The sequence below is a fragment of the Pelagicoccus sp. SDUM812003 genome (assembly GCF_031127815.1).
Taxonomy (GTDB): domain Bacteria; phylum Verrucomicrobiota; class Verrucomicrobiia; order Opitutales; family Opitutaceae; genus Pelagicoccus.
Genome location: NZ_JARXHY010000027.1, coordinates 18,880 through 33,077 on the forward strand (window position 1 = coordinate 18,880; position 14,198 = coordinate 33,077).

The 14,198-nt window shown below is 56.6% G+C and carries 8 protein-coding genes and 1 tRNA gene; 3 read left to right on the forward strand and 6 right to left on the reverse strand.

The window, feature by feature from the left end:
• Positions 1–25: 25 nt before the first annotated feature.
• The 3 genes from rtcA to QEH54_RS21800 all read right to left on the reverse strand — a co-directional run bounded on the left by rtcA (position 26) and on the right by QEH54_RS21800 (position 3,443).
• Entirely contained in the window at positions 26–1,054 is a 1,029-nt protein-coding gene (rtcA, locus tag QEH54_RS21790) for an RNA 3'-terminal phosphate cyclase (protein WP_309020842.1), read from the reverse strand.
• A gap of 259 nt (positions 1,055–1,313) precedes the next feature.
• Positions 1,314–1,460, reverse strand: a tRNA-OTHER gene (locus QEH54_RS21795).
• A 351-nt stretch (positions 1,461–1,811) separates the two neighbouring features.
• The gene (locus QEH54_RS21800; protein WP_309020843.1) at positions 1,812–3,443 is read right to left on the reverse strand and encodes a TROVE domain-containing protein; all 1,632 of its coding nucleotides are present in this window, start codon (positions 3,441–3,443) and stop codon (positions 1,812–1,814) included.
• Between the two features lie 236 nt (positions 3,444–3,679).
• Between QEH54_RS21800 and rtcR the strand changes: the two genes are divergently transcribed.
• Positions 3,680–5,272, forward strand: a complete 1,593-nt coding sequence (rtcR, locus tag QEH54_RS21805; protein WP_309020844.1) for an RNA repair transcriptional activator RtcR — start codon at positions 3,680–3,682, stop codon at positions 5,270–5,272.
• Positions 5,273–5,284: 12 nt separating this feature from the next.
• Here the strand turns inward: rtcR and QEH54_RS21810 are convergent, their stop codons facing one another.
• Positions 5,285–5,986 (reverse strand): Fic family protein, encoded by a 702-nt coding sequence (locus QEH54_RS21810; protein WP_309020849.1) that lies wholly within the window; start codon positions 5,984–5,986, stop codon positions 5,285–5,287.
• 158 nt (positions 5,987–6,144) lie between these two features.
• Complete coding sequence (gene mgtE / locus QEH54_RS21815) at positions 6,145–7,524, reverse strand: magnesium transporter (protein ID WP_309020845.1); 1,380 nt, start codon at positions 7,522–7,524, stop codon at positions 6,145–6,147.
• A gap of 228 nt (positions 7,525–7,752) precedes the next feature.
• On the opposite strand from mgtE, the gene QEH54_RS21820 reads away from it, so the two are divergent.
• Positions 7,753–9,321, forward strand: coding sequence for a phage tail sheath C-terminal domain-containing protein (locus QEH54_RS21820; RefSeq protein ID WP_309020846.1), 1,569 nt, complete (start codon positions 7,753–7,755; stop codon positions 9,319–9,321).
• A gap of 124 nt (positions 9,322–9,445) precedes the next feature.
• Here the strand turns inward: QEH54_RS21820 and QEH54_RS21825 are convergent, their stop codons facing one another.
• Positions 9,446–11,920, reverse strand: a complete 2,475-nt coding sequence (locus QEH54_RS21825; protein WP_309020847.1) for an SUMF1/EgtB/PvdO family nonheme iron enzyme — start codon at positions 11,918–11,920, stop codon at positions 9,446–9,448.
• Positions 11,921–12,499: 579 nt separating this feature from the next.
• On the opposite strand from QEH54_RS21825, the gene QEH54_RS21830 reads away from it, so the two are divergent.
• Complete coding sequence (locus tag QEH54_RS21830; RefSeq protein ID WP_309020848.1) at positions 12,500–13,867, forward strand: hypothetical protein; 1,368 nt, start codon at positions 12,500–12,502, stop codon at positions 13,865–13,867.
• Positions 13,868–14,198 lie beyond the last annotated feature (331 nt).

The following is a 14,198-nucleotide window of genomic DNA, read 5'->3' on the forward strand; positions in this document are numbered from 1 at the left end:
TGAGTTATTCATGGGTCCAAAACAGTCATCCGTTTCTGATCTCCACTAGCCACGAGAGCCTGCTCTGGCGAGTGGTCACGATCTCCACATCGAGAAAGGTCTCGATGATGTTTTTGTTCGTCAGAAAATGCTGGCTCAAAGCCAGCGTCCTAAAGCTGCCACCTCCGGCCAAAGCGAACGGCAGCAGCAACTGATCGGCGAGATAATCCCCAACAGGCGCGTCCTCTTTGATATACCGGAGAGCTTCCTTGGAAACGCCCCGAGCAACGAACTCGGCAGTGATTCCTTTCTCTCCGAAACCGGTGAAAACCTCCGAGAGCTCATCAAAGTCGTAAGTAAGCGAAAGCACATTACCCACACCCGCGGAACCCTCGTACTGGCGAACCTTCATTTCAGAGAGATTCAAGTCGAGAGCCTTCGCTAGCTTGGAAAGCTCACGCTTGCCGATGCGCTCATCGAGATTGCATAGACCCGCTTCGGCGATCCGTGCCTTCAACTCGCCACGATTCAGAATCTGTATGGGTGAAAGCGAATCGATGGATCGAATCTCCGCGACGAACTGCCCCTGCCCAGCCGGGTAGAATCCAGCCCGAACGAGCTCAATATCGACTTCCGCGCCCATCTTTCGAATCAACGGAAGAAACGCTTTCGCCAGATAATCAAAGCTCGGGGCCTTGCTGTTGTGCGTACCGCCTTCGAATTGCACGATGGAGTCACCAGAGGCCAAAAGGAGCGGGAGAAAGATCGTCTGAAATACGAGCGAAGTGCTTCCCGCGGTACCAACCGCGAAGCGATACTCTCCAGACTGCACCTTACCAGGAACAAAGCTCACCGCTTGCGATTTCAGCTCGTCGCCTTCGACTTCGGCTCCGCAGATCTCGGCAGCCGCACGCACGCAGGTAAGGTGCTGACGCATCAATCCCGGCTTGGATCGCTTTGCTCGGATCTTCTCTATTCGAAAAGGGCGACCGGTGATCATCGATAGGCTCAAGGAGCTGCGTAGGACCTGTCCACCACCCTCACCAAGAGAGCCGTCTATGTAGATTGTTTTCATTATATTTGTTTGGAAATTGGGATGCAGCGACGAGGATCGACGAAACGCGCAGGATTCGCACCTGCCTACCTTTCGGCTTCTACTGATGTAGTTCCGCCAGCATTCGCTGCAGAGATTAGGATGGCTAACAAGGGATGCTTTTCGAGGGGAACATATGACAGATGTACTCGCGAAGCGCATTTAGCCAAGACTGGTTCACGCGACAAATTCGTGATGAGACGTTTGCTATTGCTCTACCCAATTGAGCTACGCCAGCCAATGGAGGCCAGCGGCAGGACTCGAACCTGCAACCAATAGATCCTGATGTAGTCCCATCTGCATTCGCGTGAAAGGGAATGATATGGAAAGAGAATCGCGCGACGAGAATTTGAAATGACGAACTAAGCCGTTCTACCTTTAAACTACGGACCGATAAATTGGGCGGTCCGACGGGGCTCGAACCCGCATCTGCTGCACCTGAAGCATGTAGTCATTTCGGCATTCGCGCGAAAATCGAAAAACTGGATACGCCGAACTGCGACGAATCTGGAGAGGACATCACAACGAACGCGGCGAACCGAACCCGAAGGGGAGAGTGGTTCGGCAAAGCCGAATCGCGAAGCGACCGACGCATGGCGTCGTCCCATCTCCGCGCCTTCGGCGCTCCGTCAAACTCCCGTTAGCCAGATGTAGTCTTCTCCGCATTCGCAGAGACGTAAGATGATAAAGAACAGTCTGTAAACGCCGGGCGACGATCGTCGCCGCCCGACGGGTTGGTTTAAGGAATCTGAACGTCCTCGATGACCTTGATCCAATGATCGCGATCGATCGGGTTGTTCGCGAACTCGGCGACCGTGGAGAACACCGCATCGGAGAAGCCTCCGATATTCAGGATATCCCGACGGGAAACCGCCTGCTGCGTTCTGCTCGGCTGGATGTCGATGCATACCAGCTTCGCGGAAGGGTTACGCGTCTTCAGCTTCTCCCACTCGCGCATCATGGCCGTTCCCTGACGCTGGTTTCCACTATCGACCCAGGACTCGTTGTCGGAGACGAAAACCACCAGATCAGGCGATTCGCGACGCTCGTTCAAGCGAGCCAGAGGAGCCGAGCAGTTCGTACCGCCGTATCCAAGCCTCGAAAGAATCTTCGCGTTCGTCATCACGCTGTCTCGAGCGTTAAGGTCCACGTCGATCACGCGCTCCATGAACGGCAGCACCTGAGCGTTCCGGTTCTTGCGAAGGAAGGCCGCAGCCACTAGAGCCGCCACATCCACGCAGGTTACCGAAGACGAGGAACCTCGACGGTAGCCTGTAACAGGAGCACCCATCGATCCCGAGGAATCCGGACAAACGACCACCTTTCCGGCGATCGAAGGCACGTTTTCCACCGACACTTCAAGAGCATCCTGCAGCGCGTTCTTGATCTTGGCAGGAATCGTGGAGTCCGCGGCCTTGTACGCAGCCAGAAGCTGGTACGGGAAGACGCGGGACTTGCGAACCAGCTTCGGATCCCGAAGGCGTTCCGCAACCATATCCACGATTTCACTACATTCGAACAAGCCGTGACGCTGAAAGGTGTTCAGATTCATGCGAGTCATCTGCCAAGGCGCGTTGCGAGCGATGGTCGCCCACTCCGCGAAGCCGATAGGCAAAGCGGTCAGCATTTGAAACGGCACGTCCGGTACGTCCTTAGCAAAGGCTTCGTCCTTGGACTTCCGGTGCATGCGGATAGCCTTCTTGAGGGCGGGCGGGTTCGGTCCGCTCAAAGCCTTTTCCTTGAAAGCCTCGTATTCGGCAGCCAAGGAAGGCAAAGAATCGGCGTCGTACTCGCGACCGATCAAGTAAGCGTACAGGGCTGCCCGCGCATCGTCCTTAGGACGCGGATGCACCATCTTGATGATATCCGCGATCGAAGGGGACTGGCCGACCGATGCTCGAAACAGCTGATCGTCCGACTGGTTGAACAGCCATTCCTGGATCACACGCTTTGGTCGGGTTCCGAGAGACTTTCGTCCCACCACTCCCGAACGCATGATCTGCACGAAAGTCCGGATCATCTTGGCGTTGTCCAGAACCTCGAACGCAACGCGGTCGAACAGCTCGGAATCGCGGCCACTCAAGATTGCGCACAGCAAGGCAGGCGTATCCTTCATGTAAGCGGAACGTCGGGCGTAGATGGCGAGCCGGGCGATGTATCCATTCTCCACATCCTTGCACAACTCAATCACCTGATCCAACTGCTCTCCAGCCGAGGCGTAGAACGATCCATTCAGGCATCCCGTCGCCACATACTGTGCGAGGGCCTGCTTTGCACTGCGTTGGTAGGCAACGCCTCCCGCTTCGTTCACCGCGTCCGCGGAAGGAATCAAAGCGCCTCGTAAGGTTTGGAAGAGTGTCTTGTTAGCCATTGGTATCGTTCTCCTTTGGGTTGAGTTGCATTCCAGCGTTTTGCTGAACTTGCCCCTCCTTAATCACGACACGTGCCAATCTCCGAACGGAGTCACATAAACCTCCCACATACTATTCATAAACAACACTTTATGAATGCTTTATTTTTCTCTCCATCAGATTTCTCCGAAGATCATCGCCACATATTCCATATTTTTCTAGAATATTTTATATTCTTCTATTTCTTCTTATACACATGAAGAAGCTGGTTTCCATCGGAATACTGGGCGTACAGCTCGACTCCTTCGACCCTCAACGGCGGTGGGATCGTTGGCGGCCGACCGTATCCCTATGCCAGCAAGAAGACTTGCTCATCGATCGCTTCGAACTGCTCTACGAACCTAAGTTCGCCCAGCTGGCGAAAACGGTCAGCGAGGATATGCAGGCAGTTTCTCCCGAAACGGAGATCATTCGCCACCCCGTGAACCTAGGTGATCCATGGGACCTGGAGAGCGTCTACGGAGCCCTCTACGACTTCGCCACCTCCTACCCTTTCGACACCGAAAACGAAGACTACATCGTCCACATCACGACCGGTACCCACGTTTGCCAAATTTGCCTCTTTCTGCTCGCGGAATCGCGACATCTTCCGGCCCGACTCATTCAAACCTCCCCTCCGAAGCACGACCCATCTTCCTCGCCTGGCGACTATCGCATCATCGACCTCGACCTATCCCGCTACGACCAGCTCGCAGCCCGCTTCGAGATCGAAAAACTGGATACGGAAACTCAACTCAAATCCGGCATCGCGACCCTGAACGAATCCTTCAACGCTATGATCCGAGAGATCGAGCAAGTCGCGATTCGCTCCCCTCATCCAATCCTGATCACCGGCCCTACCGGCGCCGGCAAATCCCAGCTCGCTCGCCGCATCTACGAAGTGAAGCGAGCCAAGCGGGGCGTCAGCGGATCCTTCGTCGAGGTCAATTGCGCCACCCTTCGCGGCGATGGAGCGATGTCCGCGCTTTTTGGACACAAAAAAGGCTCCTTCACCGGCGCTCTCGACGATCGCGCCGGACTGCTCAAAGCCGCCAACAAAGGCGTACTTTTTCTGGACGAAATCGGGGAACTCGGTCTCGATGAGCAAGCCATGCTTCTCAGAGCGATCGAAGAGAAACGCTTTCTCCCAATGGGAGCGGACGAAGAAGCGGAGAGCGATTTCACCCTGATTTCCGGCACCAACCGAGACCTTTCACAGGAGGTCACCAAGGGCCGCTTCAGAGACGACCTTCTCGCTCGCATAAATCTCTGGTCCTATCAGCTGCCCGGGCTGAGCCAGCGAAAGGAGGACATCGAGCCGAACATTTCGTACGAGCTTTCCCGATACGCCAAAGACCACGGGCGACAGATTCTTTTCAACAAGGAGGCGCGACGCGTCTACGAATCCTTCGCCACAAGTCCTAACGCGAAGTGGACTGGAAACTTCCGCGATCTCAACGCCAGCATCACCCGCATGGCGACTCTGGCAGGTGGCAAACGCATCAACCAGGAGATCGTCGAAGCCGAGATCTCACGCCTTCAATGTCAATGGGGATCAGCGGAAAAACCTACAGCGGACGACGAACTCTTGGAGGCTATTCCTGAAGACAAGGCCAACGATATCGACCCCTTCGATAAACCTCAACTCGCAGCCGTTCTCCGCACCTGCAGAGACTCCAAGAACCTTTCCGACGCCGGACGTAAACTCTTCGCCGTATCCAGAAAGCAGAAGAAAACCAGCAACGACTCCGACCGCCTCCGCAAGTACCTCGCGAAATTCGGCCTGAACTGGGAAGGTATCATCAAGTGAAACAGGCCATTCCTAGAGGCTAAGCTTGTAGCGTGTGCTCCTCCCACCCCCGGTGGGAACGAAAACACCTTGCTCAACCAGAGTCTGAAGATCCCTTGTCGCTGTCGCCTTGGACACGCCAGTCAGGCTTCCATACTTTCGAGCATTCATTCCTCCCTCAAAGCCATCTGGACCTTCATCGAGCATTCGTCGGACCACCTTTAGTTGGCGCTCGCTCAGCACTTCACGATGCGTATCGAAAAATCTAGTTTTCCTGAGAACGAAATCAATCTGCTCCTCCGCCCTCGCTTGGGCCTGCGCGGCAATACCAACAAAGTACCGTATCCATGAAGTCACTTCGTTACATTTCTGAGCCTGCTCAAGAGCATCATAGTAGGCCGATTTGTCCGCCTCTAATGCTTGGGAAAGACTCAATAGGGCAGGTCTCCCCAACCCCTGCGATATCGCCTTTTCCGACAAAGCCCGTCCGATACGTCCGTTACCATCCTCAAACGGATGTAGCGACTCGAAATATAGGTGGACCAAGGCCGAGCGAACTGGAGCTTGCCTCAGCTCGCTTGAGCTATCGTTGAACCATTTCACGAATCCATCCATCCGCTCAGGCAACTCCTCCGATGGCGGAGCCTCAAAGCGCGCCTTCGTTTTACCCACCGCTCTAGACATTACCCGCATTGGGTCTGGATGAGTTCGCCACTCACCCAGCGAAACGCCAATTTACACACATTTGCACATATCAGGGCATTTCTAAAACTGTATTTGTCTTTTCTTCAACGACTTATGAATTTTAGATCAAGTCCGTTCACTTCAATCGCTTCGAGGAAGAGGGAAGAATAATCGAAAAACGCATAACGTTTTCGGGGCATTGTTACCCGTCAAATGAGCCAGGGGAGAGCAAGCGAGGCGAGGCCCAGCACCAAGAGGAAGCCGCACATGTCGGTCACGGTGGTCAGGATGGGGCCGGACGCGAGGGCGGGATCTTGCTTGAATGCCTTGAGCAGGAGGGGAACGAGACCGCCCACGCAGACGGCGATGGTGGTGTTCAGAGCGAGCGCGGTCCCGACCACGGCGCCAAGGTAGGGATTGCCTTTCCACAGCCAAGCCAGGCCTCCGATAAGAAGTCCGAGGCAAAGCCCATTGATCAGGCCGACCGAGGATTCCTTCAGGAAAACGCGGCCGAATTCCTTGGGGCTGATGAGCTCCAACGAGAGCTCCCGCATGGAGACGGCCACGGCCTGATTTCCAGAACACCCGGACATGTCCGAAATGATTGGCAGAAACACGGCCAAGGCGATGACCGCCTCTAAGGTGTCCTGATGGAAGGCGATGACGCTGGCGGCGATGAGGTTGAGCACGATGTTGATGCTGAGCCAGGCCAGCCGGCGACGGCTACGCACCATGAGCGGCATCGAGCGCAGCTCCTCTTTACCCATGAGTCCCTGGATCTTCAGCAAGTCCTCGGTCGCCGCCTCCTGCAGGGCTTCCGTCGAAGCCTCCCTGTCCACAATCCCGAGAAGGCGGCCGGAATCGTCCACTACCGGCAGTCCGAGGAAATGGTGTTGCTCGAAAAGGTGAGCCAGATCGATCACGGAAGTCTCCGGACTGACCGTGATCGGATTGGGGATCATGATGTCGGACGCGCTTTGATCCGGCGTGGCGAAAAGGAGGTTGCGCACCGGCAGCACGCCGACCAGTCGACGGCCCCGGTCCAGCACGTAGGCGTACTGCACGCCGTATTCCAGATACTTTTCCCGCTTCGCTCGGATGTCTTGCAGGATGCCTTCGACCGTGGCCTTTCGGTGGAAAGAGACATACTCGCTGTACATGATCGAGCCGGCCGTTCCGTCGGGGAAGGCCATGAAACGGCGGGTCTCCTCGGCGACGTCGACTTTGAGGACTTCCAAAATCGCCTCCGAGTCGTCCTCGTGCATTTCGTTGAGCAGGTCGACTCGATCATCGCTGTCGAGCCGAGCCAGGATGGGGGCGGCGGCTTCTGGAGCCAGATCCTCGATGATGGAGGCGCCTTGAGAGTAATGCACGTGCTCGAGCAGCTCGGCGGCGTTTTTCGGCGCGAGCAGGCCGAAAAGCGAACGGCGGTCCTCATGATCGAGGCGGTCCACGAGCTTGGCCGTGTCGTCGACATCTGCTTGCTTGATCACTTCGACGCAGCGGAGAGCGTCTTCCGAGGCGACAGCCGCGGTGAGAGCGTCAAGAAGATCGTCGAACTTGGATGCGGGTTGGTCAGTGGTTTCCATGATGCGTAGTTGGCGGCGCTTCGGCGGGAGCGAGCTAAGCCGTCCCAGCCACAATTCAAGTAGGCCTAAGAACGACCGACGGGTCGACCCTTATCGCTTCGATGGGCAACGCTCGCGGCAAACGACAAACGGCGCTGACCACTTGGGGTGATTGACGCTTGAGCCTACCATCGCCCTGCCATTGGATTAAGCCAGCCTACCGCCCGCCAGCCCGCAACACCATCCAACTTGCCTCATCGCATCTACAGAACTCCCGGCGTCTACGTGAAGGAGATCGGCCTGCTCCCGCCATCGATCGAGCCTATCCGCACCGCCGTTCCCGCATTCATCGGCTACACCCCACGGTGCGAAACCCACGGAAAGCCCTACCGCTACGAGCCCACCAAGATCGCTTCGCTGCAAGAGTTCGTGCGCATTTTCGGGCGGGCCCACGATCCCGAGGAAAACGGCTCGAGCAGGCCGAGCTTTCACCTGAAGCCGGGGAGCTCGCCGTCCTCAGTCGACCTCATCAACCTCCACGGAAGCACGCATTCGATCCTGCCCGATGCGGGGACCATCTACTACCTCTTCGACAGCCTGCGACTCTTTTATGACAACGGGGGCGGCGACGCCTACATCGTCTCAACCGGTCCCTACGGAAAGCCAGACGGAGCCCCGGCGACCGACCCTCGGTCCATCGTGAACCGGAACGTGCGCCTCTCCGAACTGCAGACCGGCCTCGCAGCTCTCGAGTCGAAAACCGAGCCGACGCTCACCCTTTGCCCCGACGCTGCCCTGCTCTCGCCGACAGAGAACGCCAGCCTCATGCAAAGCATGTTGCAGCAAAACGCCCGGACACTCTCGGCCGTGAGCATTCTCGACGTCAGCGAGGGCCGAGCCCCCGAGTCCTCCAGCTACCTAAACGGGATCGCCGCGTACCGCTCCCGCGTGGGAAACCAAAACCTAAGCTTCGGCTTAGCCTACTACCCGTTTCTTCAGGCCAACGTCGTTCGAGCGGACGAGATCGATGCGCGCAACCTGTTTGGCGGCGACCCTTCGCTCCTGGAACCCGTCCTCAGCCCCCCTCACCGCCCGAATCGCGATGCCGCCAAGCTCCTGGGCCTGATGACTCGTTCGAGCCGCGACCCAGACCTGCTGCGCGAGTACGACCAAAAACTGGAGAGCGCCAGCGACGCCTACCGGCAAATCAAAGCAGGCGTCAGAGAAGCGGCCAACCGCCTGCCCCCAAGCGGGGCTATCGCCGGAGCCATCGTAAAAACCGATCAGCGCCGCGGCGTCTGGAAAGCTCCCGCCAACATCGCCCTAACAAGCGTTTCCGGTGTCACGATCAACCTGTCCAGCTCTCAGCAAGCTCCGCTCAACATCGACCCCCAGGGCGGAAAATCCATCAACGCCATCCGCGCCTTCTCGTGGCGCGGCACCCTTGTCTGGGGAGCGAGAACCCTCGCCGGAAACGATCCTGAACTGCGCTACATCCCGGCCCGACGAACGCTTCTCTTCATCGAGCAATCCGTTGATCGCGGTCTCCAGCCCTTCGTCTTCAAACCCAACGACGCCAGCACCTGGTCCAGCATTCGCAACGCTATCGAAGCCTTTCTGCGGGACCTTTGGCGAGACGGAGCGTTCGCCGGCTACACGGAACGTGACGCTTTCAGCGTCCGCTGCGGCCTAGGCAGCACCATGACCGCCGCCGATATCAGCGCCCATCGCATCCGTATCCAAATCGCGGTTGCGCTGCAGCGGCCCGCCGAGTTCTCCATCATCTCTTTGTCGCTCAACCTGCGTTCCGCCCCCTAGGAAGCCGCTAGGCAAGCAGCTCGGAACGTTCCTGCGGGCTCGGCGACGCTGCATTGAGGCGCGATCCCTATTTTAGCCGGAAGCATGGGAACGGTTTAGCGCCTAGATTTCGTACCCAGTTTTATCAGGGGATGCTTTTTACGACTCGGAAACCGAGCGTCTCATGCCGGTTCCAAGGGAAGGTCCAATGTCGTTTCGCTGATCGGCAGTCTTTTGCGGCCGCGTCCCAGGAACCACCACGCAGTATACGATAGATCGATTCGGCTCCGGCGCCGGTCGGATCGATAGCGTCGCCGTCATAGTCGCCCTCGCTATCGAAACACCACTCCCATACGTTGCCGTGCATATCGAATAAGCCGAATGCGTTGGCCGCCTTCTGTCCGACAGGAAAGATGCGCCCCGAGCTGTTGCCCGCGTACCATCCCGCCTGGTCGAGGCTCTCATCCAGGCGGGTCCTCCCGGTCTCCTTGATTTCACCAGTATAAAACGCTGTATTCACTCCCGCGCGACACGCATACTCCCACTCGGCTTCCGTTGGAAGTCGATAACCGGTCGACTCGAGATCGATCGTCCAGTCACTCAAATCGACGGCAAGCGACTCGTCGTTTTCCATACGAGATCGATAGCTACAATAGGCCATAGCCCCATACCAGCTCACACCAACGCAAGGATAGGCCCCCTTTCCTACCGCGTATTCAAATCCCGTTGGACCAGGATAAACCTGCCCATTGGTATCCTCGAATCGCATCAGCGTTTGCGAATCGCCCTCCGCATTGGCAACTCCACCCGGAGCAACGAGCAGCAGGCCGTTCATCAACGCCCAGTTGTAGACTTCGACGAATTCGGCGTTGGTCACTTCCGTGCGGCCGATTGAAACGTCGCGGGTTAGCGTCACTTGATGCTGCGTTTCAACCCGACCACCGACGCGGCCAATTTCGGTCGAGGGCGAACCCATCACAAAGGAACCTGCGGGCACGACGACCTGCCCAATCTGCGGCGGCACGTATTCGTATACGATGACCGTGATCGTATCAGAACTTTGGTTACTCTCATCGTCCGTAACGGAAAGCGTTACCTCGTTCACGCCGACTGGCATCGCCACTTCCACCCTCGCCCCGCTGGCAGCCCCACCGGGCCAGCTCCATTTCCAGGAAACGATGCTTCCATCCGGATCCTTAGACTGCGACCCATCCAATGCGACCGTCGCCGAACCGTTCCCATCCTCGTCGATCGCTTGCGCATCCTTTCCCGCATCAACGTAGGGAATCGTTTCCAAGCCGGAAGTGGCCGCTACGCGGAAACCGAAATCGTCACGCATCGTGTCCGGCGAGTTCCAGCCGCGATGGGCCGAGCGGCTGTATCGCGCCGACGCGAAGTAGTTTCCACCCTTGAAAACATAAACGCCCTCGCCGCTCAAAACCGGATCTACAGCTGGTTCCTCATCGAATTCGACGAACCCATCATAGACCCATTCGAACAGGTTTCCATGCGTGTCGTACAGGCCCCAAGGGTTCGCTAGCTTCTGCCCGACTTCGTGAGCTCGGCTCCCACTGTTTTCGCGGTACCAGCCAGCCGATTCCAGATCCGCGTAGCGCGCTGTGGTGGTCCCCGCCCGGCAAGCGTATTCCCACTCGGCTTCCGTCGGCAGGCGGTATCCCGTTTTCCGAAAGTCCACACGCCACGTCGCAAGGTCCACGGCCTGTTGCACTCCGCCCTCCATACGCGTCAAATAATGACAGTAGGCCAATGCTCCGTAGCGACTGATGCGGCCAGAAGGATAGTTCTCGTATCCACGCTGAACGACAAACGAATCTCCGTCGAAACGAATTGGCGTGTATCGATTGTCGTAGTACAGCAGCGGTTGCGGGTCGCCTTCCTGGTTTCGCACCGAACCCGTCTCTTCATCCACATCGATCAGGCCTTCTTCGAGAGCCCAATTCAAAATCTTCACCACCTGTCCGTTGGTGACTTCCGTGCGGCCGATGCGAAACGAACGGGTCAATGTAACCTCGTGTCGGGTTTCGCTCGTCGACCGACCTTCCTCATCCTCAGGCGAGCCCATGTAGAAAACGCCCGCCTCGATCAAACGATAGGTCGCAGGCAGACCGCCGGCCAGTTTGACCGAATAGAGCGCTCCGTCCGGCAACGAGCTGACATCGGCAGCAGCCTCGTCGCCAAACCTGGAAACCAGATCCTCATCCAAGACAGACCAAGACTTCCCATCCAAACTGTATGCGATTTCGCAGCTCACTCCTTCCCGCAACGGCCAGAACCTAAGCCGCGTTACGTCGCCTTCCTTGAACTCCAAATGAAAGCGCAGGTCGCGATCCACGGGATTCAGATCGGCTACGAATTCGAAAAAATTGCTTTGTCCATCGCCATCCGGATCCGACTCCAAGTTTGTAAACGAGGGTTGTTCAAATTGCGATTCGCTCAAATGCTCCGCCAACCAAAGATCGTACGCTTCCCGAGCCAAGTCGCTCAGCTCGCTCAGCGTCAACTCCCAATTCAGTGGCGAAGTCGTCGACTGCGCGGTTGCTGCCTGGCAAAGACGAACGCCCAAGCAACACGACAAGGCCATGACTATCGATCGAAACATTAGAGTTGGGGTAGAGGAGTTGGGGGAGCTTCGTACTTTCGATTCGAAATGGAACTGCTGACAAGCCCCGCCCCGAATATTACAAACGATACCTCTGATATATCGATCAGATCAGAAAAGCGATTATCGATTTCGAATCAAATCCACTCGGGGCTGGATATGGGCGAATCGATAGTCGACAAAGCCTCGGCGAGCCATGACGAACTGCTAAACCGAATTTGATAATCGGTCCTTCTCGAGAAAGTCGCCGGCAGCTCAACGGGCGATTTCCTACCTGAGATCTGAACGGACAACGAGAGGAACGACTCGACTCGGAAAGCGCCGATACGATCAACTCAGAAAGCTCTTTCCGAGGGTCCACCTGTTGCGTGAACCAAACGCAGGCATGGCCCAATCCGAGTTGATAGGCTTCTGCGAGGGAACGCTCATGCGCCCCCGAAGCAGCGCGAGCCATCCGATAAACAAGGCTCGCTCACCTCGAAAATCCAACTCGCTAAAGCAAACCCACTTGCTCTAATGTTGCCACGAGCAGGCCTCGTTTTTTTCCGAGCATGCTACTGTAGAATTCGAATCCATCTCATGAAGACCATAGCCCCACCCCCTATTCGCGCATTCTTGATCGGTTGTCTCATTCCCGCAGCCGTCGCTCTGAGCTCCGAAAGCGCCTCAGAGGACACCATCGCCTCCCTATCGGTCGCGGTGGAACAGAGGAACATGGAGGCGATCGCCAGCTTTCGAGAGAAGCTAAGCGAACAAGACGTCGACGCTTTCATGCATCTTGTCGAGAGCCTGCCTCACAGTCCCTATCGAGAGTCCCTATTCTTCATAGTTGTTGAAGAGCTCGCTCGATTCGACGGCGCGTTTGCAGTCAACTACGCTCTCGATCTTGAAACCGCAAAAAGACAAGAATACGCCAGCTACGCCCTGCTGGCCTGGGTGCGGAACGAGCCCGAAGAGGCGTGGGAGTTCTTTCTCACGCTAACCAACTTCGGTCAGGACCGGGCATTCAAAGCCGAAATGCTAATTCATGGGGCAGCCGAAACCGACATCGAAAAGGCCTTCCAATTCTACAACCAGCTTTCCGATGAGGTCGATTGCGTCGACTGCTCCGCAAAGACGATATTGCGTCGACTCTTCTACAACGACGATCTGTCCAAGATTTTCGAATACGAAGCGCAAATTGAAGATCCGTTCAAACTGGACCAGTGGCGCAGAAACAAGTGGGACATGTGGGGCTACTACCAACCCCTCGCCGCCTTGGAGCGCATCAAGCAAATCGCGTCTCCAACCGAGCAGGACGACGCTCGGATAAGCGTTTATAGCGGTTGGGCCCGCTATCAGCCTCGGGAGAGCATAGAGCATCTGCTCGCGTTCCAATCCGACGACTTGTTCGCAGACGCCTTTCCGAAAATAATACACGAGTGGGGAACCCACTCGCTGCTTGATCAGTCGCTGGACCTGATAAAGAGCATCGATCGCGATTCGATAACCGATCGCTCCATCGTGGCCATCACGTCGAGACTAGCATCGATCGACCCCAAGTTCTCCTGGGAGCTCGTCGAGTCGATAGAAGACGAAACGATCAGAAGGACCGGCATGCGCCAGTTCGTTTGGTCCACGAGCAAGTCAGATCCAGACTTTCTCCGTGAGCTGATCGACGGAAGCGCCGATTCAGCCGTTCAGAAGGAACTCCTGTGGTGGTTTCTCCAATTCGTCCCGGCAAATGGTCACTTCGACCTACCAGCCGACATGCGATACTTCGACCTGATCAATTCCTACAACAACAACAACGAGTCGCTTCGTCTCCTCGTTTCGGAGGTGTTGAACGCGACCTCGCCAACATCCAGACACATCACGCCAAATCGGCTAGCGCTAGCCATCGCCGAACAGAAATGGCTCAACAGCGATGACAGGGAGAGGTTTATCACCCTCCTGAATTCGAAATAGAACGCATGCCTACCAGCCGACCCCTCACTTCCACCAAGGAACGGTACGGAACCCAAGGCCATCACGGTCAGTAGCGAGTGAGCGATCGCATGAGCTCCCGCATCGCTGCCGGTTTGTTCTCTCGCGTTTGGCGATGACCCTAAAAACAGTTGAGGGAAGTCTTCACGAAAAAGACTTCCCCGCCTGTGCCTAATCCAACTGTGGCTCGTATGTGCCTGACAGAAATTGTGTTATCCAGTTTCGAGCCTCGCTAGAACTTCAATCGATCAGTCGTGATGCCGGATCGGTGTCCGAGCGGTCGGGTAAAGCCCCTTAGCGTGTTGATCGTGTT

What these genes read in the sequence shown, in the direction of transcription:
- QEH54_RS21825 (WP_309020847.1), bottom strand. Translation starts at nt 11,920, where the DNA reads ATGTTTCGATCGATAGTCATGGCCTTGTCGTGTTGCTTGGGCGTTCGT.
- rtcR (WP_309020844.1), top strand. Translation starts at nt 3,680, where the DNA reads ATGAAGAAGCTGGTTTCCATCGGAATACTGGGCGTACAGCTCGACTCC.
- QEH54_RS21830 (WP_309020848.1), top strand. Translation starts at nt 12,500, where the DNA reads ATGAAGACCATAGCCCCACCCCCTATTCGCGCATTCTTGATCGGTTGT.
- rtcA (WP_309020842.1), bottom strand. Translation starts at nt 1,054, where the DNA reads ATGAAAACAATCTACATAGACGGCTCTCTTGGTGAGGGTGGTGGACAG.
- mgtE (WP_309020845.1), bottom strand. Translation starts at nt 7,524, where the DNA reads ATGGAAACCACTGACCAACCCGCATCCAAGTTCGACGATCTTCTTGAC.
- QEH54_RS21800 (WP_309020843.1), bottom strand. Translation starts at nt 3,443, where the DNA reads ATGGCTAACAAGACACTCTTCCAAACCTTACGAGGCGCTTTGATTCCT.